We start from the raw sequence: 22,842 nt of genomic DNA on the forward strand, positions 1-22,842 counted from the left end.
GTCCTCCTTACAGGGTGTCGGTGTCCAGAATGATGGTCAGCGGTCCGTCGTTCAGGCTGTCCACCTGCATATAGGCGCCGAATTCACCCGTCTCGGTGTGAAAGCCCTTGTCCCGGCACAGCTGCACAAACTTTTCGTACAGGGGGATGGCCACCTCCGGCCGCGCCGCCGCCAGAAAGTCCGGCCGCCGGCCCTTCTTGCAGTTGGCGTACAGCGTGAACTGCGACACGATCAGCAGCTCTCCGCCCACATCCGTCAGGCTGCGGTTCATTTTTTCATGTTCGTCCTCAAAGATACGCAGGCCCGTCAGCTTGTCGGCCAGCTTCTCCGCCTGCGCCTCGGTGTCCTCATGGGTCACACCCAGCAGCACCAAAAAGCCCTCGCCGATCTGTCCGATGACCTTGCCGTCCACGGAAACGCTGGCGTGTTTTACACGGGTCAATACAGCACGCATAATTCTATCTCCTTTATACTGTTTGTATTCACATTGGCCTTATCCGGCCGGTCTTGTCACCCGCATGACGCCCGATATCTGCTCCAGCCGCCGCATGACGGTCCGCAGCTGCTCGCTGTCCGGCACGTCGATGTCCAGCGACAGCAGGGCAAAGCCGTCCGGCGTGCTCCGGGCATTCAGCGAGGAGACGTGGGTCTTGGTGCTGGACAGCACCGTGGACACGTCCATGATGATGTTGATGCGGTCCTTGGCGGTGATCTCCAGCGTGGTGCGGTAGCTCTCCTTGGTGTCGCTGCCCCAGGAAACCTTGATCCACCGGCCCGCCTCGCTGGGCTTGCGCCGGGCCGGGTCCGCGTTGGGACAGTCCGCCCGGTGCACGGAGATGCCGTAGCCGCGGGTGATGAAGCCCACGATGTCGTCACCGGGCACGGGGGTGCAGCACTTGGAGAACTTCACCAGACAGTTGGTCAGCCCCTCCACCACGATGCCCTGCTCACTTCTGGTGCGCTGGGGCACGGCGGGGCGCATGATTTGCGGCTGATCCGCCACGGGGACCTCAGCCTGCCGTTCCGTCTGATGCTGGTGGATGATGCGCTGGATGTCCTCCCGCAGCCGGCCGACGACCTTCAGTGCAGAAATGCCGCCGTAGCCGATGGCGGCGTACATATCGTCCAGTGACGTGAAGCACAGCTTCTTCAGCACGCCGGGCAGGTTCTCCTCGTTGGTCAGCTCCTTCAGCGTCACGCCGGTGCGCTTCAGCTCCGACTCAAAGCTCTGCCGCCCGTTGACGATGTTCTCGTCCCGCTTTTCCTTCTTGAACCACTGGCGTATCTTGCTGCGGGCGTTGCTGCTGCGGGCGATCTTCACCCAGTCACGGCTGGGACCGTGGGCGGATTTGCTGGTCATCACTTCCACCACGTCGCCGTTGCGGAGGTGGTAGTCGAACTGCACGATCCGCCCGTTGACCTTGGCGCCCACCATGTGGTTGCCGATGGCGGAGTGTATGGTGTATGCGAAGTCGATGGGCGTGGCGCCCGCCGGCAGGTTGATGACGTCGCCATTGGGGGTGAACACGAACACCTCGTCGGCGAACATGTCCACCTTCAGGGAGTGGATAAAGTCCTCGGCGTCGGCGTCCTCCTGATTTTCCAGCAGGCGGCGCACCCACTCATAGCTGCGCTCGTCCCCGGCGCCCTGGCCGTTCTGCTTGTACTTCCAGTGGGCGGCCACGCCGTACTCCGCCACCTCGTGCATCTCCTTCGTCCGGATCTGTACCTCGAAGGGGATGCCGCTTTCGCCCACCACCGTGGTGTGCAGGCTCTGGTACATATTGGGCTTCGGCGTGCCGATGTAATCCTTGAACCGGCCCAGAATGGGCTTGAACAGGTCGTGGATGATGCCCAGCACGTTGTAGCAGTCCGCCACCGTGTCCACAATGACCCGGAAGGCGAACAGGTCGAACACATCGTCCAGGCTCTTGTTCTGGGTGTACATTTTGCGGTAGATGGAGTAGGGGTGCTTCATCCGGCCGTAGACCGTGGCGTCGATGCCCTCCTCCTTCAGCCGCGTGACGATGCGGTCGTGCACGGCGGACATGAACCCGTCGTACTCCGCGGCCTTTTCGTCCAGCGCCTCGGTGATCTCCCGGTAGCCCACCGGGTCCAGATACTTCAGCGACAGGTCCTCCAGCTCCCATTTCATCTTCTGCATACCCAGTCGGTGTGCGATGGGGGCGTAGATCTCCATAGTCTCAAAGGACTTCTGCTTCTGCTTCTCCGGCGTCTGGTACTCCATAGTCCGCATATTGTGCAGCCGGTCGGAGATCTTGATGAGGATGACCCGGATGTCCTTGGCCATGGCCATGAGCATCTTCCGCAGGTTCTCCATCTGCTCCTCTTCTTTGGAGGTGTAGTGGACCCGCGTCAGTTTGCTGACGCCCTCCACCAGATCCGCCACCGTAGGGGAAAACAGCTTTGCTAGCTCCTCGTGGGTGGCGGTGGTATCCTCGATGGTGTCGTGCAGCAGGGCCGCCACAATAGACTCTGTGTCCAGGTGCAGCTCCTCCGCCACGATCTGTGCCACCGCCAGGGGATGTGTGATAAAGGGCGAGCCGTCCTTACGGTTCTGCCCCGCGTGGTGGGTATCGGCGAATTCATAGGCGGCGCGTATCTGGTCAAAGCCCGCCGCCGGGTTGTAGCCCTTTACCGTCTCCACAAGATGTTCGTATTGCTCCTGAGGTGTCACAGCGCACCGCCTCCCTTCTCGTTATCGTTTTGCAGCGTGTTCATCAGCGGCGACTGATCCAGTGCTACGTGTTGTCCCCGCCGCAGGTGCAGCGTGATGGCGTCGCCGTTCAGCTGCCAGTCCAGCAATCCCCGTTCCCGGAACACCGCGGCGCACATGGCTGCCCGCAGTACCGGTTCCGCGCCGCCCAGCTCCGCCGCCATCAGCCGCAGCAGCGGCAAGCGGTCTGTGGTCAGCCCGTCCTCGGGCACTGTCCGGTCTAAAAACCGCCAGGCGGCGGCGAATTGCTCCCGGGTGGGCAGCGCCCGCCGCGCCTCCCGCAGGGAAACGGCCTTTCCGGCGGCGCACCGGTGGGCCAGTGTCAGCGCCTCCTGCTCCCGCCCGCTGGCGCAGAGGGAGGGCCGGATGTCCACCATCTGCAGCTGTACCGTCCGGCTGCCCCGGAACTCATTGATCTGCAAATAAAATGCCGCGTCCACCCGGTCGCCCGGATGGCACCCGCAGCGCTCGGCCACGGTGGAGAAGAATATGCCGTCGAACTGGGCGCAGCCCTTGCCCAGCCGCAGCTTCAGATGCCGGTTCTGGCCCACGTTCTGGGTCCGCAGCAGCGTGGCGCCCAGCAGGCAGAACAGCGGTCTGGCGTTGCCGCTGCCATAGGGCTCCAGCACGGACAGGGCCTCCAGCTCCTCCAGCGTCACCGCGGCGGGGTGGGCGATGGCCACGTCGATCTCCAGCGCCGACTCCGGCTGCTGTCCGCCGCAGTAGCTGCGGGCATATTCATTCATCCGGTCCCGGAAGGCCGGTATGTTGCTGCGGTCGATGGTAAAGCCCGCCGCCAGCTCATGTCCGCCGAAGCCCAGCAGCAGGTCCTTGCAGTTTTCCAGCGCGGCGAACAGATTAAAGCCGCCCCAGCTGCGGCAGCTGCCTTTGCCGGTGCTGCCGTTCAGATGGATCATAAAGCTGGGCCGGGAGTATTTTTCCGACAGGCGGCTGGCCACGATGCCCACCACGCCCTGGTGCCACCGGCTGCTCTCCAGCACCAGCGCGCTGCGCTGGCGCTCCGGCATCCGGTCGATCATCTCCTCCGCCTGGGTGTAGATATCCTGCTCTACGTTCTGGCGCTCCCGGTTCAGGGCGCACAGCTCCTTAGCCATGGCCTCCGCCGCGGCGGGATCGGTGCACAGCAGCAGCTCCGCCGCCTTGTCCGCCGCGCCCATGCGTCCGGCAGCGTTGATCCGCGGCGCCAGCACGAAGCCGATCTGCACCGAGGAGATCTCCTTCCCGCTCAGACCCGCCTCCCGCAGCAGGGCGTGCAGGCCGATAAAGTCCGAGTGCTCCAGCGTGGCCAGCCCGCGGGAGACGATGGTGCGGTTTTCGCCGGACATCTGCATGACGTCCGCTACCGTGCCGATGGCCGCCAGCGTGCAGTACCGGGCAAAGAGAGGCTCCTCCCGGTCCGGCCCGCCCAGGGCCAGCACCAGCTTCAGCGCCACGCCGCAACCGGCCAGATGCTTGAAGGGATAGCCGCAGTCCGCCCGGTGGGGGTCCACCACGGCCACGGCCCGGGGCAGGACCTCCCGGCACTCGTGGTGGTCGGTGATGACCACGTCCAGCCCCAGTGAGTTGGCGTAGTCCACCTCTTCCACACCGGTGATACCGCAGTCCACCGTTACCAGCAGGCGCACGCCCTGGTCGAAAAGGCCCTTGATGGCGTCACGGCTGAGACCGTAGCCGTCCTCGATGCGCCGGGGAATGTAGTGCACCACGTCGGCGCCCCGGCTCTTGAGATAGTCTACCAGAATACAGGTGGCGGTAATGCCGTCCACATCATAGTCGCCGAACACGGCGATCCTCTCGCCATTCGCGATCGCCTGCTGCACACGCGCCGCGGCCTTGTCCATGTCCCGCATCAGGAAGGGACTGATGGTCAGCTTGTCCTCACGCTCCAGAAAGGCGGCGGCCTGCTCCGGCGTTTCGATGCCGCGCGCGGAGAGCACGGCGGCCACCAGATAGGGATAGCCGGCCGCGCGCAGACATGCCTGCGCCTCCGGCTTTTCCGGCGCGATATGCCACTTGCTGAACCGCACGGCGGTCACCTTCCTTTCTGTATGATAAATGGAACTTTCATCCCATGATAACATTACTAATACTTTATTATATCAACATCGTGCGGAAAGGTAAAGAAAAAATTTCTTTTCCGCACCTGTTCGGAAAAGAAAACAACAGCTTGCAATCCGCGGCCATATGGTCTATGATGGATACAATACAGACAGAATCGAGGAACTGCTCATGCGCCCTGACGGAAAGCGAGTAAAGGACCTGCCCCCCATCGTGGCAGCCATTCCCTACATCATGCCCAAGCGGTACGATGCCTGGAACACCATCACCGAAAACATCGACGAGGAGGGCATCAAGGCCTATATCCGCGAAAAACGGCGCGCTGGGATCCGCATCAACCACATGGCGGTGATCATCGCCGCCTATTACAAGGCCTATCAGACCAACCCCAAGCTCAACTGGTTCGTGGTCAACAGTCATCTCTATGAGCGCAACCATTTCTGCGTCTCCTTTGTCATCCTGAAAAAGCGGGCCGACGGCAGCCCGGATGAGACAACGCTGAAGATCTATCTGGAGCCCAAGGACACTATTTTCACCATCAACCAGAAGATCGCCGATGCCATCGCCGTCAACAGCCAGACGGAGCAGAAGAACAGCACCGACAAGTTCGCCAAGATGATGTTCTCCATCCCCGGCCTGCCCAAGTTCGTGATCTGGCTGGCCTACCATCTGGACAAGCACGGCCTGCTGCCCCGGAAGATCATCGACCTGAGCCCCTTCCACACCAGTATGTTCATCACCAATCTGGCGTCTATCAAGACCAGCTACATCCACCACCACTGCTATGAATTCGGCACCACCAGCGTGTTCGTCTGCATGGGCAAGCCGGTACCTAACTACATGAACGGTGACCTGACCAAGAAGATGATGCCTTTGGGCATCGTTATGGACGAGCGTATCTGCACCGGTTATGAGTACGCCGCCTTCTGTCACGACTTCCGCAGGTGCCTGCGGGACCTGACCTGTCTGGAGATGCCCTTCGACGGCAGCGCCCCGACGGAGATGCCGCAGGCAGAGGAAGCGGCTCCCGCCGAAGCGTGAATACAACAAGCCCCGGAGCGATGCCCCGGGGCTTGTTCTCTGCATATTACCAGTTATCCTCGCCAAAGGGGTCATGGGGGCGAAACTGATCGTCGTCCTCCGGCCGCGGCGGGAAGAAGCCTACGCCCTTGATCTTTTTGATCTCCTGGAAAAAGGCGATGTTGGCCTGCGCCCGGTAGGGAGCTACCCAGATATCCAGAATGCCCAGTGTCAGACTCACCAGAATATTCCATCCGATGAAGCTCAGATCCAGCACGAACAGCTGCCACTTGAAGCCCAGGGTCTGGGCCTTGCTCATGTTGAGGGCCTCCATGACGCCGATCTCCGGGTTTTCGCACAGGTTCAGCATAGCAAAGCGGTAGCGGTAGGCCGCCACGATCCCGGGGACCACCAGCAGCAGCGTCCACAGGGAGATGAAGATGACCTGCACGACATACAGCAGAATGATCTTCCCGGCGAAGGCGAAGCCATCGAACAGGGTGACGAAGGGCATCTCCTCACCCCGACGGATGCCCAGGTGGTACAGGGACGCACCGACGTTGAGCACTACGCCCAGCAGCGTGCACACGATGGTCACAAACCACACCGCAAAAGCGGGGAACGCCCGGTGCAGCGCCAGGAAGCTCAGATCCATATCGAACCGCAGGGAGTAGACATAGGCGAACTCGTCGTCCATCTGCACATAGTCGCTGATGCCGTTGATGACGAACATGATGGCCAGCAGCACCAGCGTAAACAGGTAAGGGCTGACCTGTGCGGTTTTCAGCAGCATCTTGGACTCCCGCTTCAGGGAACCACGGTCAAGTACCATACTAAAATACCATCCTTTCGGAATAGAGTTTGATATCCGGCGGAGGACCGTCTGCCGCAGTGCAGGAAGTTTTTTCCGGCGGTGTCCGTCCCTCTACCGTATAGTGTAGCACAGCTGCCCGAAAAACACAAGAGGCGGTCTTTGCCGGTGAAGTTTCCGACAAAAACCGCAAAAAAACGTGGGAATTTCAACGCGGGGCTGGACAAGAGAAAAGTTTTGTTGTAATATTTAAGACAGTATGCGGTGGCATAGCGCCACCCGGTAGTAAGATGAGGTGAAGACAATGGCACAAGCATTCTTTGGCGGCGTTCATCCCAACGACATGAAGGCCGCAACCAATGAAAAGGCCATCGAAAAGCTGGCGGCGCCGGCTGAGGTGGTCATTCCCATGTCTATGCACATCGGTGCGCCTTGCAAGCCTATTGTAGCGGTAGGCGACAAGGTTAAAATTGGACAGAGGATCGGCGAACCCGGCGGATTTGTTTCCGCCCCCATCCACGCCAGCATCTCCGGCACGGTCAAGGCCGTGGAGCCCCGTCCCTTCTCTATGGGCGGCAAGATGATGTCCGTGGTCATTGAAAACGATTTCCAGGATGAGGTCTCCGAGGAAGTCAAGCCCGTGGCGGATCCCGACAGCCTGACGCCCGAGCAGCTGGTGGAGATCGTCAAGAACGCCGGCATCGTCGGCCAGGGCGGCGCGACATTCCCCACCCATGTGAAGATCTCTTCCGGTCTGGGCAAGGTGGACTATGTGATCATCAATGCCGCGGAGTGCGAGCCGTACATCACCGGCGACCACCGCACCTGTCTGGAGCGTCCGGAGCAGGTCATCAAGGGCGCGACCCTGCTGGCCAAGTGCTTCGGCGTGGATAAGGTGTACATCGGCATCGAGGCCAACAAGCAGAACGCGGCTGACGTCCTGAACGCCAAGATCGCGGAGCTGAACGCCCCCGTGGTGGTGGAGGTCCTGCACACCCGCTATCCCCAGGGCGCTGAGAAGCAGCTGGTCCAGGCCGTCTCCGGCCGTCAGGTGCCCTCCGGCAAGCTGCCTGCCGACGCGGGCTGCTGCATCTTCAACCTGAATACCACCTGCGCCATCTACCGCGCGGTGTATGAGGGTATGCCCGTGGTCAACAAGATCGTCACCGTCTCCGGTTCCGGCGTCATCGAGCCCAAGAACATCGAGTGCCCCATCGGCACCCCCATTACCAAGCTGTTCGACGCCTGCGGCGGCCTGAAGGACGAGACCTACAAGCTCATCATGGGCGGCCCGATGATGGGTCTGGCCCAGTACGACGTGGACGTCACCGTGGGCAAGGGTACCGGCGCCATGCTGGCCTTCGCCGACAAGGAGGAGCAGTACGTCGAGGATCCCCAGTGCATCCGCTGCGGCAAGTGCGTGGGCGTGTGCCCCATCCGTCTGGAGCCCATTTTCATGTACAAGTACCTGATGAAGGGCGACGTGGACACCTGGCAGAACGTGCTGCACGGCATGGACTGCATCGAGTGCGGCGCCTGCACCTACACCTGTCCTGCCCGCCTGCCCCTGACCCATGCGTTCCGTCTGGGCAAGCAGGAGGTCAACAACGCGAGAATGGCCGCCAAGGCCAAGGCGGAGGCCGAGGCAAAGGCCGCTGCCGAAAAGAAGGAGGCGTAAACCATGACTGATTACAAGAATCTCAAGCTGATCGCGTCCTCCTCCCCCCATATCCGCTCCAACGAGGATACCCGTTCCATCATGCTGGACGTGATCATCGCGCTGCTGCCCGCACTGGCCTGGAGCGTGTACTGCTTCGGCTGGAAGGCTCTGCTGCTGACCGCTGTCTCCGTGGTGTCCTGCGTGTTCTTTGAGTGGGCCTACCGCAAGGCCATGAAGAAGTCCTGCATGGTGGGCGACCTGTCCGCCGTGGTCACCGGTATCCTGCTGAGCTTCGTGTGCCCCGTTGACCTGCCCTGGTGGGTCATCATCATCGGCGCGTTCTTCTCCATCGTTGTGGTCAAGCAGCTTTACGGCGGCATCGGCTGCAACTTCCTGAACCCCGCGCTGGCGGGCCGTGCGTTCCTGCTGGCCAGCTATGCCACCTGGATGACCACCTGGGCCATTCCCCAGATCCGTCCCGATGTCACCTCCGCTGCCACCCCCATGACCATCATGAAGGAGGGCACCGAGGAGGCGTTCACCACCCTGATGAGCAACTACTCCATCGGCGATATGTTCCTGGGCAAGGTCGGCGGCTCCCTGGGTGAGGTCTCCGCCCTGTGTCTGCTGGTGGGCGGCGTCTACCTGCTCATCCGCAAGGTCATCTCCTGGCAGATCCCCGTGGCGTACATCGGCACCGTGGCCATCCTGACCCTGATCGCGGCGCCCGCCGGTATCGACAACATGCAGTATATGCTGTACAACGTGTTCGGCGGCGGCCTGATGCTGGGTGCCATCTTTATGGCTACCGACTATGCCACCTCCCCTGTCACTAAGCCCGGCCAGCTGATCTTCGGCCTCGGCTGCGGTCTGCTGACCTGCTTTATCCGCCGCTTCGGCTCCTATCCCGAGGGCGTCTGCTATTCCATCCTGATCATGAACTGCACCACCTGGCTGCTGGATAAGTACATCCGTCCCGTCATCTATGGTGCGCCCAAGAAAGAAAAGAAGGAGGCGGCGAAGTAATGAAGATCTCCGGTAAGTTTATTCTCAAGGTCGCCGGCACCTTGACTGTTATTTCCCTCGTTGTGGCCGCCCTGCTGGGTCTGGTCGACAACGTGACCGCCGACAAGATCGCCGCCATCGATGCGGAGAACACCCGCATCGCCATGAGCGCTGTGGCTCCCGAGGGCAGCGAGTTTGGCGACAAGCTGGACATCACCGACGACATGACCGCGGCGGCTGCCTCTCAGGGCGGCAAGCTGGTGGAGCTGTATCCCATGACCACCGCCGGCGCCGACAACGGCTATGTTATGAAGATCTCCGCCTCCGGCTCCCAGGGCAGCATCGTGATGATGGTGGGCGTGGACGCCGACAAGGCCATCACCGGCATCTCCGTGGTCAGCCACGCCGAGACGTCCGGCATCGGCACCAAGGTCGTGGGCAACGAGCCCAACGCCGCCGGCGAGCCGGTCCTGGATCAGTTCATCGGTGAGAGCGGCGCGGGTTCCCTGGTGGTGGGCAAGAACATCATCGCCGTCTCCGGTGCTACCGTCTCCACCAAGGGCATCAACATGGGCGCCAATGCCGCTCTGGCTGTTGCCGAGCTGCTGGGCTAAGAAAGGAGGAGCTGCATTTATGAATTTCGGTAAGCAACTGAAAGAGGGCCTCATCACACAGAACCCTGTGCTGGTGCAGGTGCTGGGTATGTGCTCCACCATGGCCATCACCACGTCGTTCTTCAACGGCCTGGGCATGGGCGTGTCCGTGCTCATTATCCTGACCCTCTCCAACATCTTTATCTCCCTGCTGCGCAAGATCATTCCCAACGAAGTGCGTATCGCCTGCTACATCGTAGTCATCGCCGGCTTCGTCACCTGCGTGGATCTGCTGCTCAAGGCGTTCGTTCCCGCCCTGTCCAGCTCTCTGGGCGTGTTTATCCCCCTGATCGTCGTGAACTGCATCATCCTCGGCCGTGCAGAGGGCTTCGCCTCCAAGAACGGCGTGGGTGCCTCCGCGGTGGACGGCATCTGCCAGGGCATCGGCTATACTCTCGTGCTGATCGTCATGTGCGTATTCCGTGAGTTCTTCGGCGCCGGCACGTTCGGCGGCGGTCTGCTGGGCGGCGGCGCACTGGGCAGCGCACCCGGCGTTGAGATCTTCCCCGCCGAGTACGGTGTCAGCGTGTTGACGCTGCCCGTGGGCGGCTTCCTGACGCTGGGCTGCCTCATCGCTGTGATGCAGTGGGCTCTGGCCAAGAGCGAAAAGAAAAAGGAGGCCAAGTAAGCTATGAGTGTGACTACCTTGCTCGCCATCTCTCTTGGCGCTATTCTGACCAATAACTTCATCTTCGCCCAGTTCCTGGGCATCTGCCCCTTCCTGGGCGTGTCCAAGAAGATCGACACCGCCGTGGGCATGGGCGCCGCCGTGACCTTCGTCATGGGTCTGGCCTCCGCCGTCTGTTTCGGCGTCAACAAGATCCTCATCGCCTTCGATCTGGGCTTCATGCAGACGGTGGCCTACATTCTGGTCATCGCCGCGCTGGTGCAGTTCGTGGAAATGTTCCTGAAGAAGAACATCCCCACCCTGTACACCGCGCTGGGCGTCTACCTGCCCCTGATCACCACCAACTGCGCCGTGCTGGGCGTCGCTCTGCTGAACACCCAGAATGAGTACAACTTCATTGAGTCCGTGGTCTACGGTATCACCGGCGGTCTGGGCTTCCTGCTGGCCATCTTCCTGTTTGCCGCTATCCGCGAGCAGCTGGAGGTCTCCAGCGAGAACCCCAAGGCCTTCGATGGCTTCCCCATCGCGCTGGTCACCGCCGGCCTGATCGCGTTGGCGTTCATGGGCTTCAGCGGCCTGAAGGTCTGGTAAGGAGGTAGAAGGATATGACTATTGTATATGCGATCGCCGTTCTGGGCGTACTCGCCATTGTGTTCGGTCTGATCCTCGCTGTTGCCGCTAAGGTCTTCGAGGTCGAGGTCGACCCCCGCCTGCCTGAGATCCAGGCATGTCTGGCCGGCGCCAACTGCGGTGGCTGCGGCTATCCCGGCTGCGGCGGCTGCGCCGAGGCGATCCTCGCCGGTAAGGCCCCCGTCACCGCCTGCGCCCCCGCCGGCCCCGAGAACGCGGCGAAGATCGCGGCCATCATGGGCATGGAGGCTCCCTCCGGCGACAAGATGGTGGCGCACGTGCTGTGCAACGGCGGCTGCAACGCCAAGGATAACTTCGAGTACCGCGGTGTGAAGGACTGTCTGGCGGCCACCAAGGTCTGCGGCGGCGATGCCAAGGCCTGCCGCTATGGCTGCTTCGGCTTCGGCTCCTGCGTGGCGGCCTGTAAGTTCGACGCCATCCATGTCATCAACGGCGTTGCCGTGGTGGACAAGGAGAAGTGCACCAACTGCGGTGCCTGCCGCGCTGCCTGCCCGCACCACCTGATCGTGGAGGTGCCCTACAAGCAGAAGGTGTTTGTCAACTGTTCCAACAAGGACAAGGGCCCCGCCGTTACCAAGGTCTGCGCCAACAGCTGCATCGCCTGCGGTATGTGTGAGCGTACCTGTAAGTTCGACGCCATCCACGTTGTGGACAACGTGGCCGTCATCGACTACAGCAAGTGCAAGAACTGCACCATGTGCGCCAAGGCCTGCCCGCGCAACGCCATTGAGCCTATCCCCACGCCCGAGGAGAAGGAGAAGTTCAAGGCCGCGCAGAAGGCCGCTGCCGAGAAGAAGGCCGCCGCTGCCAAGGCTGCTGCCGAGGCCGCTGAGGCTCCCAAGGCGGAGTAACTCCCTGCAATACGCATCCCCCCGGCGTCAGCCGGGGGGATATTTCTTGCAAAAAAGCAGGCACACATAGTGTGCCTGCTTTTTTTGCGTCTGAGCATTATCCCGCCATGATCTCAAATTTGAGCACGCCCTCCGCCGCGGCGGCACGGGTCATCAGATCATCCAGCTCCTCGGACATATCGCCCGTCTCCGCGGAGATGGTCACGCCGGCGCAGCCGTTGGTGGGGATGGTCTGGTTGATGGTCAGGATGTTGGCGCCGGAATTGGCGAAGATGGACAGGTAGTTGGACAGCACGCCGGGGTTGTCCTTCAGCAGGGCATAAAAGGTGATGATATGCCCCGCGTGCATATTCTGGAAGGGCTGTACGGCATCCTTGTATTTATAGAAGGCGCTGCGGCTGATGCCCACCTGGCGGGCAGCGTCGCCCACGGTGGCGGCCTCGCCTACCTGCAGCATCCGTTTGGCCTCGGCTACCCGGAGAAAGACCTCCGGCAGAGCGTCGGCGGCGACTAAGTAAAATTTCTGTTTCTCCATATCGTTCCTCCTCGTGTCCGCCGCTTGCGAACAACTGTATTCACATCATAGCACACCTGCCGGCAGAGCGCAAGAGTCTTTTTTGCGCCGTGACGGAAAAGTTGCGCCGCGCCGCCGTTGTCCCGTTGTGCAGTTTGTCGGGGGCGTGGGCGAAAAGCCCTGGGGGACAGGTGGTTTCACGGTTATTCAACAGCGTGTCGTCCGATAAGCGTGTGCAGCAAATGAATATGCACGCAAGTATACACGCATAAGAGTAAAAGCCGCCTGATTATGTCTATTAACTGTGTTTTTGCAACTTTTTACGAGAATTATCAGGTAACATAACGCTGGTGGAAAAAGGTGTGGAAACTGTGCAAAACCCTATACACAAAGGGCTGCGCCCGGTTGCGGCCGGGTTATTTTTTGTGTAAACCAGTCAATATTTCAGGGGACCTAACATTTCTTGCGGAAGCGGCGGGGAATGGGGCGTGTGAGCGCTTGCAAAACGCCTGCCGATACTATATAATGTATAATGAATTGTGATCGGTATACACCGGAGGATAGATATGGCAAAGAAAGCGACTTATGATAATGAAAGTATCTCCAGTCTGAAAGGGGCGGACCGGGTACGGAAGCGTCCCGGCGTCATCTTTGGCTCCGATGGGTTGGAGGGCTGCGAGCACGCGGTATTCGAGATACTGTCCAACGCCATCGACGAGGCCCGGGGCGGCCACGGCAAGCTCATCACCGTGACCCGGTTCGCCGACCGGTCCATCCAGGTGGAGGACCAGGGCCGGGGCTGCCCGGTGGACTGGAACGAAAAAGAGGGACGCTACAACTGGGAGCTGGTGTTCTGTGAGCTGTACGCCGGCGGCAAGTACGACAACGAGAACAGCGAGAACTACGAGTTCTCTCTGGGCTTGAACGGCCTGGGTTCCTGCGCCACCCAGTACGCCTCCCGCTATATGGACGTGACCGTGTGGCGCGACGGGAAGGAGTACCGGCTGCACTTTGAGCGCGGCGAGATCGCGGGCAAGCTGGAGGTCAGCGAACAGACCGGCAATAGAAAGCGTACAGGCACCACCATCCGCTGGCTGCCGGACCTGGACGTGTTTACCGATATCGATATCCCCGTGGACTACTACCGGGACGTGATGCGGCGGCAGGCGGTGGTCAACGCCGGCGTGACCTTCCGGCTGAAAAACGAGACAGCCGCCGGAAAGTTCGAGACAGAAGAGTTCGTCTACGAGCACGGTATCGAGGATTACATCCGGGAGCTGGCGGGTCTGGATGCCCTGACGGAGCCGGTGTACTGGGAGGCGGAGCGCCGGGGCCGGGATCGGCCGGACAAGCCGGAGTACAAGGTGAAGCTCAGCGTGGCGCTGTGCTTCTCCAACAAGACCGCCCTGTGCGAATACTACCACAACTCCAGCTTCCTGGAACACGGCGGCAGCCCGGAGAAGGCCACCCGCTCGGCCATGGTGTCGGCCATCGACAAATACCTGCGGGACAACAACAAGTACGTCAAGGGCGAGGCCAAGATCACCTTCCCGGACGTGCAGGACTGCCTGATCCTGGTCAGCAGCAGCTTTTCCACCCAGACCAGCTACGAAAACCAGACCAAGAAGGCCATCACCAACAAGTTCATCCAGGAGGCCATGACGGAGTTCCTTCGCAGCCGGCTGGAGATATACTTCATCGAGAACCGTGACGCGGCGGAGAAGATCGCCGCTCAGGTGCTCATCAACAAGCGCAGCCGCGAGACGGCGGAGCGCACCCGCATCAACCAGAAGAAAAAGCTTACCGAGAAGATCGACATTGCCAACCGGGTGCAGAAGTTCGTGGACTGCCGCACCAAGGACGTGGAGCGCCGCGAGATATACATCGTGGAGGGCGACTCCGCCCTGGGCGCCTGCAAGCAGTCCCGCGACGCGGAATTTCAGGGTCTCATGCCCGTCCGCGGCAAGATCCTCAACTGCCTGAAGGCGGACTATCCCCGTATCTTCAAAAGCGACGTCATCACCGACCTGATGAAGGTGCTGGGCTGCGGCGTGGAGGTCAGCGGCAAGGCCGTCAAGGACCTGAACCAGTTTGACCTGAGCAACCTCCGCTGGAGCAAGGTGGTCATCTGCACCGATGGCGACGTGGACGGCTTCCAGATCCGCACGCTGATCCTGACCATGCTCTACCGGCTGTGCCCCACCCTGATCCGGGAGGGCTACGTCTATATCGCCGAGACGCCCCTGTTCGAGATCACCTGCAAAGAGAAGTCCGGCGAAAAGACCTGGTTTGCCTACTCTGAGAAGGAGAAGGCGGATATCCTGAAAAAGCTGGAAGGCAAGAAGGTCAATGTCCAGCGCTCCAAAGGACTGGGCGAGAACGACCCGGAGATGATGTGGATGACCACCATGTCGCCGGAGACGCGGCGGCTCATCCGGGTGCTGCCGGAGGACGCCGAGGAGACGGCCCGGGTATTTGACCTGCTGCTGGGCGATAACCTGTCCGGCAGAAAGGACTATATCGCTGAAAATGGCTATAAGTACCTTGATATGATCGATGTAAGCTGACAAAGGCGTATCTCTTGCGCCAATACTTTGTTGCAGCGGCTTGCCATACACAAAGTATGGCTGCGCCCCTGCGCCTTGTCTTGGCGGAAGATCTGACGCCTTTGCCGGTGCTCCGGACATCTGCTCCGTGCAAAGCTATAAAGAAAAGGCCTGCGGCAGCAGGCTTTAGACAGTGAAAGGACACCGTTCCTATGGCAAAAAAGAAAACCGAGGAAAAAGAAATACGGCACGCGGGCGATCCCAACGTGATGGGCCTGCGGGGCGCTGTGGTGGAACAGCCCATCACCGCCACGCTGGACGAGAACTATATGCCCTACGCCATGTCGGTCATCGTCAGCCGCGCCATCCCGGAGATCGACGGCTTCAAGCCCTCCCACCGAAAGCTGCTGTACACCATGTACAAGATGGGCCTGTTGACCGGCAGCCGCACCAAGAGCGCCAATATCGTGGGCCAGACCATGCGCCTGAACCCCCACGGCGACCAGGCCATCTACGAGACCATGGTCCGCCTGGCCAAGGGCAACGAGTCCCTGCTGCACCCCTTTGTGGACAGCAAGGGCAACTTCGGCAAGGTGTACTCCCGGGACATGGCCTATGCCGCCAGCCGGTACACCGAGGCCAAGCTGGCCCCCATCTGCGCCGAGCTGTTCCGTGATCTGGACTGCGATGCCGTGGACTTTGTGGACAACTACGACAACACCACCAAGGAGCCGGCGCTGCTGCCCACCACCTATCCCAATGTGCTGGTGTCCGCCAACCAGGGCATCGCCGTGGGCATGGCCAGCCAGATCTGCGGCTTTAATCTGGGTGAGGTGTGCGATACCACCATCGCCTATCTGAAAAACCCCGCCCACGACATCACCTCCACGCTGCTGGCACCGGATTTTCCCACCGGCGGCCAGATCATCTGTGACGGCGACGATCTGCGGGCCATTTACAGCACCGGCCGCGGCGGCCTGAAGGTCCGCGCCCGATGGCGGTACGATAAGAAGGAAAACGTCGTCGAGGTGTACGAGATCCCCTACTCCACCACCATCGAGGCCATTCTGGACAAGGTGGCGGAGCTGGTGAAAGCCGGCAAGGTCAAGGAGATCGTCGATATGCGCGACGAGACGGACCTCAGCGGCCTGAAGCTGGCCATCGACCTGAAGCGGGGCGTGGACCCGGACAAGCTTATGGCCAAGCTGTACCGGCTGACGCCTCTGCAGGATACCGTCAGCTGCAACTTCAACATCCTCATCGCCGGTATGCCCCGCGTGCTGGGCGTGGGCGGAATCCTGGAGGAGTGGACCGCCTGGCGCACCGACTGCGTCAAGCGGCGGGTGTACTTTATCCTGAATAAGAAAAAGGAAAAGCTTCACCTTTTGCAGGGCCTGAAGCGCATCCTGCTGGATATCGACCGGGCCATCCGGATCATCCGTGAGACGGAGGAGGAAGCCGAGGTCATCCCCAACCTGATGATCGGCTTCGGCATCGATCAGGTGCAGGCGGAGTACGTGGCGGAGATCAAGCTGCGGAACATCAACAAGGAGTACATTCTCAAGCGGGTGGCGGAGACCAGCGCCCTGCAGGACGAGATCGAGGACCTGGAGGATACTCTGGCCAAGCCGGGCCGCATCCGCAAGATCATCATCAACGAGCTGGAGGACGTGAAGAAGAAGTACGCCATGCCCCGGCGGACGGAGATCGTATACAGTCACGAGATGCCGGAGGAGCCGGACGAGGAGCCGGTGGAGGACTACCCCGTCCACCTGTTCCTGAGCCGGGAGGGCTATTTCAAGAAGATCACGCCCCAGTCCCTGCGGATGTCCGGCGAGCAGAAGTACAAGGAGGGCGACAGCCTGCGGCAGTACTTCGAGGCCGCCAACAGCACGGAGCTGCTGCTGTTCACGGATAAGTGCCAGGTGTACAAGAGCCGTGCCAGTGAGTTCGGCGAGACGAAGGCCTCCGCCCTGGGCGACTACCTGCCCGCCAAGCTGGGCATGGACGCCGGCGAGAATGTGATCTGGCTGTGCCTGCCGGGAGATTACAGCGGCAGCGTGGTGTTTTTCTTTGAGAACGGCCGTGCCGCCCGTGTGGCGCTGAGCGCCTACGCCACGGTGTCCAATCGGCGGAAGCTCACTGGCGCCTACTGCGACAAGTTCCCGTTGGTGTGCGCCGTACACCTGACGGAGGATACGGAGCTGGCGCTGGAGACCAACGAGCCCCGGGCTCTGCTGGTGCACACGGCGCTGCTCTCGCCCAAGACCACCCGTTCTACCCAGGGCGTGCAGGTGATGAACATCAAGCCCAAGTACCGGCTGGAAAAGGTGCTTCCCGCGGTGGAATGCGGCATCGTCAACGGTGCCCGCTACCGGACGCGGACCATCCCCGCGGCGGGTGCGCTCCTGAAGCCGGAGGACAGCGAGGAGAAGCAGCTGGAGCTGCTGTAACGAGACGGAAAGGAGGGCACGGACATGGTAAAGAGATGGTGCGCGGCGCTGCTGTGCGCGCTGCTGACGGTGTCGCTGACCGGCTGCGGCAGCCTGCTGAATCGGGAGTGGTACGAGGTCAAGGACCACAGTCCTACCTATTACGAGGGCGAGGGACGGGACGTGCTGCGGGCGGACACGTATCAGGATCTGGTGAACAATATCCTCATCTTCGTGGGCAACCACGCGGAGGAGGGGACCATCTGGCTCTATTACGCCCAGGAGGGGCTGGATGCCGGCGACGCGGCGGAGAAGGCCTGCCGCGAGGTGGAGAAGGACACGCCCATGGGCTCCTATGCGGTGTCCTATATCCAGTACACCGTGGACGATTCCGCCCGGAATTACAGCGAGATCACCGTGACCATCGGCTATAAGAAGACCGAGCAGCAGCTCATCGACATCGTCCATGCCACCAATGTCTCTGCTCTGCACGATCTGCTGACCGAGGCGGCCCAGGCGGGCAAAACGGAGCTGGTGGTGCAGCTGAGCGCCTTTGAAGGACAGTCCTATCAGGTGCAGCAGACGGTGTACCAGGTGCAGAGCGCCATGGGCGGCAGCGGCTGGATGACGAATTTCTATCCCAACGCCGCCAATGCCGGCGTGGTGGAGATCCTCATGCGGTAGCCCGTGCCGCGACGGCAGCGTTTTTACAAAAAATAAAAATGCAGGGTTGACAAGCAGCGTGTTTTCTGCTACAATCTACCTTGCGTTTGCGGGCGTAGCTCATCTGGTAGAGCGCGACCTTGCCAAGGTCGAGGTAGCGAGTTCGAGCCTCGTCGCCCGCTCCAAAAAGAAACACCACCCGTCAGGATGGTGTTTTCTTTTTGGAATGTCGCGGGCAGGCTTGAACTTGCTGCCTCGACCTGCGCGCAGCGCGTTAAATCAAGAGGTCCGGCAGGGCTCCTGCGAATGGCTCTGCCATTCGTGGGATGCCGGTAGCGAGTCGAGCCTCGTTACGTTTTTTACTTTTGCGGTATGCGGGAGTGCAGACAACAAAGCCTGTGGGCAATCACAAAAAGAAACACCATCCGTCAGGATGGTGTTTTCTTTTTGGAATGCCGCGGGCAGGCTTGAACTCGCTGCCTCGACCTGCGCGCAGCGCGTTAGATCCAGCGCTATGAGAGCTCCCCGTGCGGGGATTATGCCGAGAAAATAGTTATTCCGAAGTAATCGCTGCAAACCCTGTAGTACAAGGCGTTACCAGCAAAAACTTCGGAATAACATAATCGGCATATATAGAACAATAGGATTAGAGCAGACCAGATAACTTCAAAATCATTTCCTCGTTATCAGCCCAAATCTCATCCGGTACGGGCTTGGTTCCGCGGACAGNGGATTATGCCGAGAAAATAGTTATTCCGAAGTAATCGCTGCAAACCCTGTAGTACAAGGCGTTACCAGCAAAAACTTCGGAATAACATAATCGGCATATATAGAACAATAGGATTAGAGCAGACCAGATAACTTCAAAATCATTTCCTCGTTATCAGCCCAAATCTCATCCGGTACGGGCTTGGTTCCGCGGACAGCATCAGCTTTCTGAATTGCGGCACGTTTCATCTCGGTATCCGCATAAGCATAGATCATTGTTGTCTCAACCTGTGCATGGCCAAGATATTGGGAAAGAAGTACCATGGGCATCCCGGATTGGTATAAGTGCATCGCCCGTGTGTGCCGCATCATGTGCGGATGGATATGTTCAGGAACTTCCTGACAAACCGCCTTTGCCATGCTCCCATACTTCGCAAAGAATGCTGCTACCGTATCAGGAGACATCTTTTGCTGCCTCCCATGGATCACGGTATAGAACAACGGTGCCTCACTGTAGTCATCCTTGTTGGGATGGAATTTGTTCAGATACTGTTTGCAGTGTTGGACTGTTCTGTTCAGCAACGGCACTGTACGGGTTTTTCGTCCCTTACCATGCAAGTACGCAATTGGATGTTTTGCGTCAAGACGCAGGTCACAGACCTTCATATCGAGAAGCTCACTGCATCGGGCAGCGGTATCATACATGAGGATCATGAATACAAGATTCCGCTGGTCTTTCTGCCTGGAAGGATTGGGCTGTTGAAGCAGCGCGGTCAACGCCGGTTCGGTCAGGAATTCAACGATTCGCCCGTGAGCCTCCTTGGAGGGAATATTGCAGGCAGAAAGATACAATGACGTCTGCGTACAATCGATTTGTCCAGCGAAGTCCAGGAAAGACCGCAATGCCATTAAACGCTGGTTGCGGGTAGAGACACTACATCCCCGCGCCTTTTCCAGCCAGGTTAGGAAGTTAAGAATGACGTCCCGGTCAACACGAGAGAAGGTCAGCTCAGCAGCTCCAATCCCTATCTCATCCCTCATATAAGCCACGAAAATATTGAGTGTCTGTCTGTAGGAGAGAATCGTATTTTTACTAAGGCAGCGCTGCTTGGGCAGATAGTCCAGCAGAAAACGCCGGATTGCATCAAAGAAATCACTCATCGTTTCCTACCTCCGGCAAGAATGCCTCGGCAGAAGAAAACGTGAACCCGGACATTTCCTCCAACAAGCCAGGAACTAAATGAATGTAGTAATAGGTGTCCGAGAGTTGCGCATGGCCCATGTACGCACTCAGATAGGGAATCATAACGTTCAGATCTTTGCCCTCGTTCATCCAGTGGTACAGCCTGTGGGTGGCAAAAGTGTGGCGAAAATCATAAAGGCGTGGGGAACGACGCCCAGTTCTGTCAATATCGGCTTTCCTCAAAGTCTGACGAAAGATCTTTTCCAATCCGCGTTTCCCATAATAGCCGCCCTCAGTGTTGGGAAAGAAGGGCTCACGACCCGACATAACAGCGGAGACAACAGCATTACAATTCGAGAGCATTTCCACCACATCATCTGCCATCATGACTATACGGCTTCTGTGCTGCTTGCTCTCCATAATATTCAGCCGCCCTTTGTCCAGATCTACGTCTCTAACGCGCAACCGCCTGACCTCTGCCGGACGCAAGCCGCAGCAATACAGCAGTTTCACCATGGCAGGAATCACAAAATGCCGTACAGGAAAGCCCCTACGCGGTTTTAAGGCGTCAAGAACATTCCAAATAGCCTGAATTTCTGCCTCGGTGTAGATGTACGGCGCATACGGCGCATCTTTTCGGGCAATATCTGGCGGCAGAATGTAAGCAGCTTCGCCGTTGCGGTTTAAGTATCTGGCAAACTCACGCACCGGCATCATACGGTTGCGGAAGGTATTGTTGCCTTCGGTATCCTTTTTCGTGGCCCAAGCTAAGCAAAGCTCCTTGGTCAGTGTATTTTCTTCCGGGAAATGCGTCAGGCAAAAGCGGTCAAAGTCTCGCAGGAGACGGGAGGACTCCAGATAACCAAACCCCAGAGCGTTTTTCTGAGCAATGAAATCCTCGATCTGAGATGCAAAACAACTCTTAAAGGTGTACATCATTTTAGTTCCCTACCTCCTTTCCATGAGAGAGCAGGGGCAATGCACATCGCTTCAGTCCCTGTTCGTCAATGGACAGGTACGGCTTTGCTGAATCAATATGAGTTTGGCCCAGCATCTGTTGGATCAACTCAATTGGCACTTCGTTCTGGAGCAGATTTGTAGCGAAGGTGCGCCGGAAACTGTGAAATCCGCGATACCCGGAATGAATTCCTGCGCCCTTCATGTATTTGGAGACAATTGCACTTCCGGTTCGACTTTTCAAAGCACGGACAGCGCCGACGTGACAGAGGAAAATTTGCGGTAGTGAACTCTTGGGGCGCCCGTTTAACAAGTAATCTGCTATAGCGTTGCCTGTTTCCGGTTCAAGAGGAATTACGATTGGTTGTCCTGTTTTGTGCTGAACAACACGAATTTCCCTCGTTCTCCAATTGATGCAGTCAAATGTGAGCCGTATGATGTCGCAAGACCGCAAGCCGCTTTGCACTGCCAAAACCATCATAGCGTAGTCTCTTTTCCCGACCGCAGATGTGATATCTGGCTGAGAAAGTAGACGTTCCAATTCATCATCGGAAAATCCTTCACGAAAGTTCTTCCGAGGGCAAACAAATTCCGGGAGTGTTTTGCAAAAATTATCCGCAGTGATCTCGGCCTCATATAAAAATTGTAGAAAGGTCCGAATGCCAAAAAGAGCAGATCTCATTCCACCAGTGTATCGTCCAAGCATTCTTGTAACGCATGTGGCAATATCCATCATTGCGACAGTTTCAATGGAGACTATTCCATGGTCCTCTAATTCAAGCAAAAATACACGAGCCACACTTGTAACTGTGCTAACGGAACTTTCAGCCCAGTTGCTCTGCGTTGTGACATGCGCACTGAATTTATCCAGAATCGCTTTGTGCTGAGGAATAACTTCGCGCCGTCCCCAATTAGGAATCCTTTCCAGCGTGATTTTCCCTGTCAGGCGGAACTCCTGGAGCATCGCCGCCGCTTTGCGCAAATTCTGATAAGCAGTTCTGCCAACCTCCCCTTGCTCATATTGCAGTCTTCGCTCCTCTGTAAGCTGGGATATAAGTTTGTCTGAGTAACTTTCTGTACCAGAATCATAGTGCTTTTTCAAAATGACGGCTAATCCCTCTTCCGTGTAATGGCGAACCGTACTTTCCGAAAGGCCAAGTTGTTCCATACGCTTGTTGACCATCCAGACAAGCACATAAATATTTTCCGATTCGGCAAACTGTTTCGCCGTCGGTGCGTCGTGTTGGATGATTTGCTTTGGACGATTCCATACAGGGTCCCATGGCTGAAGGTCAGGCAAATCAATAGAATCCGTCGCTGAACATTGTTTCAGAAGCTCACAACTCCTGCGAACAAGTCCCCATTTCCATTGTGAGATATCTCCTTGGTCCAAAAGCGCGCGTTGCTCCAGCAAAAAATTATCGAGCATTTCTGCTGTAGCATATAGTATGCCTTTTGTGTGAAAATGTCGAAGTATGCTGCCAAAACCCGTATGAGTATAGTCGTATATGCTTCCATCACTCATCCCCGCATTGGTTAACAACTCCAGGGCACGCTGTGCAGTTGCGTCTAATTCAATCAGTTTCATAGGCCCTCCTTATATTTTGTGGTGTCAGACGGTTGTCTGCATGTCCACATTATATAAAATGAGGCCCGCTTTGTTATTCCGAAGTTTTTGCGGAGAATCCTTGTTTTACAAGACTCTATGCAATGACTTCGGAATAACTATTTTCTCGGCATAATC

General features: G+C 58.6%; 18 protein-coding genes and 1 tRNA gene. 11 read left to right on the plus strand and 8 right to left on the minus strand.

All coding sequences use genetic code 11. The features are described from left to right. Positions 1-7 precede the first annotated feature (7 nt). Genes dtd through recJ form a run of 3 tightly spaced genes read right to left on the minus strand, consistent with a single transcriptional unit; the run spans position 8 to position 4,785 of the window. The gene (dtd, locus tag ACOMDU_RS07065; RefSeq protein ID WP_421129700.1) at positions 8-454 is read right to left on the minus strand and encodes a D-aminoacyl-tRNA deacylase; all 447 of its coding nucleotides are present in this window, start codon (positions 452-454) and stop codon (positions 8-10) included. 39 nt (positions 455-493) lie between these two features. Beyond that, on the minus strand, positions 494-2,698 hold the full coding sequence (locus ACOMDU_RS07070) for a RelA/SpoT family protein (RefSeq protein ID WP_421129701.1): 2,205 nt from the start codon (positions 2,696-2,698) through the stop codon (positions 494-496). After that, positions 2,695-4,785 (minus strand): single-stranded-DNA-specific exonuclease RecJ, encoded by a 2,091-nt coding sequence (gene recJ / locus ACOMDU_RS07075; RefSeq protein WP_421129702.1) that lies wholly within the window; start codon positions 4,783-4,785, stop codon positions 2,695-2,697. Before recJ ends, ACOMDU_RS07070 begins: the two co-directional genes overlap by 4 nt. A gap of 157 nt (positions 4,786-4,942) precedes the next feature. Here recJ and ACOMDU_RS07080 point away from each other — a divergent pair, with 157 nt between their 5' ends. Further along, positions 4,943-5,857 (plus strand): hypothetical protein, encoded by a 915-nt coding sequence (locus ACOMDU_RS07080; protein WP_421129703.1) that lies wholly within the window; start codon positions 4,943-4,945, stop codon positions 5,855-5,857. Between the two features lie 46 nt (positions 5,858-5,903). Here ACOMDU_RS07080 and ACOMDU_RS07085 read toward each other — a convergent pair whose 3' ends face one another. Then, the gene (locus tag ACOMDU_RS07085) at positions 5,904-6,668 is read right to left on the minus strand and encodes a DUF975 family protein (RefSeq protein ID WP_421129704.1); all 765 of its coding nucleotides are present in this window, start codon (positions 6,666-6,668) and stop codon (positions 5,904-5,906) included. A 283-nt stretch (positions 6,669-6,951) separates the two neighbouring features. On the opposite strand from ACOMDU_RS07085, the gene rsxC reads away from it, so the two are divergent. From rsxC to ACOMDU_RS07115, 6 genes are read left to right on the plus strand one after another with little or no spacing between them, the layout of a single operon-like run. Beyond that, positions 6,952-8,325 carry an electron transport complex subunit RsxC gene (gene rsxC / locus ACOMDU_RS07090; RefSeq protein ID WP_421129705.1) on the plus strand — a complete coding sequence of 458 codons (1,374 nt, stop codon included), beginning with the start codon at positions 6,952-6,954 and terminating at the stop codon, positions 8,323-8,325. A 3-nt stretch (positions 8,326-8,328) separates the two neighbouring features. After that, positions 8,329-9,333, plus strand: a complete 1,005-nt coding sequence (locus ACOMDU_RS07095) for an RnfABCDGE type electron transport complex subunit D (RefSeq protein ID WP_421129706.1) — start codon at positions 8,329-8,331, stop codon at positions 9,331-9,333. Further along, positions 9,333-9,926 carry an RnfABCDGE type electron transport complex subunit G gene (locus ACOMDU_RS07100; RefSeq protein ID WP_421129707.1) on the plus strand — a complete coding sequence of 198 codons (594 nt, stop codon included), beginning with the start codon at positions 9,333-9,335 and terminating at the stop codon, positions 9,924-9,926. Before ACOMDU_RS07095 ends, ACOMDU_RS07100 begins: the two co-directional genes overlap by 1 nt. 19 nt (positions 9,927-9,945) lie before the next feature. Beyond that, a complete protein-coding gene (gene rsxE, locus ACOMDU_RS07105) occupies positions 9,946-10,593 on the plus strand; it encodes an electron transport complex subunit RsxE (protein WP_022135223.1) in 648 nt (215 codons plus the stop codon). A 3-nt stretch (positions 10,594-10,596) separates the two neighbouring features. Next, positions 10,597-11,184, plus strand: a complete 588-nt coding sequence (locus ACOMDU_RS07110) for an RnfABCDGE type electron transport complex subunit A (RefSeq protein WP_321044286.1) — start codon at positions 10,597-10,599, stop codon at positions 11,182-11,184. Positions 11,185-11,198: 14 nt separating this feature from the next. After that, positions 11,199-12,095 (plus strand): RnfABCDGE type electron transport complex subunit B, encoded by an 897-nt coding sequence (locus ACOMDU_RS07115; RefSeq protein WP_421129708.1) that lies wholly within the window; start codon positions 11,199-11,201, stop codon positions 12,093-12,095. 97 nt (positions 12,096-12,192) lie between these two features. On the opposite strand, the gene ACOMDU_RS07120 is transcribed toward ACOMDU_RS07115, so the two are convergent. Continuing rightward, entirely contained in the window at positions 12,193-12,630 is a 438-nt protein-coding gene (locus tag ACOMDU_RS07120; RefSeq protein ID WP_022134959.1) for an ACT domain-containing protein, read from the minus strand. A 545-nt stretch (positions 12,631-13,175) separates the two neighbouring features. Here ACOMDU_RS07120 and ACOMDU_RS07125 point away from each other — a divergent pair. From ACOMDU_RS07125 to ACOMDU_RS07140, 4 genes are all read left to right on the plus strand, one after another. Then, entirely contained in the window at positions 13,176-15,176 is a 2,001-nt protein-coding gene (locus ACOMDU_RS07125; protein WP_421129709.1) for a DNA gyrase/topoisomerase IV subunit B, read from the plus strand. 191 nt (positions 15,177-15,367) lie between these two features. Further along, positions 15,368-17,608: a DNA gyrase subunit A gene (locus ACOMDU_RS07130; protein WP_421129710.1), complete on the plus strand. Its 2,241-nt coding sequence runs from the start codon at positions 15,368-15,370 to the stop codon at positions 17,606-17,608. Positions 17,609-17,632: 24 nt separating this feature from the next. Continuing rightward, positions 17,633-18,271 carry a hypothetical protein gene (locus ACOMDU_RS07135; RefSeq protein WP_421129711.1) on the plus strand — a complete coding sequence of 213 codons (639 nt, stop codon included), beginning with the start codon at positions 17,633-17,635 and terminating at the stop codon, positions 18,269-18,271. 88 nt (positions 18,272-18,359) lie between these two features. After that, positions 18,360-18,435 (plus strand) — tRNA-Gly (locus ACOMDU_RS07140). A 658-nt stretch (positions 18,436-19,093) separates the two neighbouring features. Here ACOMDU_RS07140 and ACOMDU_RS07145 read toward each other — a convergent pair. Genes ACOMDU_RS07145 through ACOMDU_RS07155 form a run of 3 tightly spaced genes read right to left on the minus strand, consistent with a single transcriptional unit; the run spans position 19,094 to position 22,686 of the window. Continuing rightward, on the minus strand, positions 19,094-20,119 hold the full coding sequence (locus ACOMDU_RS07145; protein WP_033119148.1) for a tyrosine-type recombinase/integrase: 1,026 nt from the start codon (positions 20,117-20,119) through the stop codon (positions 19,094-19,096). Further along, positions 20,112-21,080, minus strand: coding sequence for a tyrosine-type recombinase/integrase (locus ACOMDU_RS07150; RefSeq protein WP_421129712.1), 969 nt, complete (start codon positions 21,078-21,080; stop codon positions 20,112-20,114). Before ACOMDU_RS07150 ends, ACOMDU_RS07145 begins: the two co-directional genes overlap by 8 nt. 1 nt (position 21,081) lies before the next feature. After that, positions 21,082-22,686, minus strand: coding sequence for a site-specific integrase (locus tag ACOMDU_RS07155; RefSeq protein WP_421129713.1), 1,605 nt, complete (start codon positions 22,684-22,686; stop codon positions 21,082-21,084). Between the last annotated feature and the right edge of the window lie 156 nt (positions 22,687-22,842).

Origin of the sequence: Vescimonas sanitatis, assembly GCF_049060325.1 — a bacterium.
Lineage (GTDB): Bacteria > Bacillota > Clostridia > Oscillospirales > Oscillospiraceae > Vescimonas > Vescimonas sanitatis.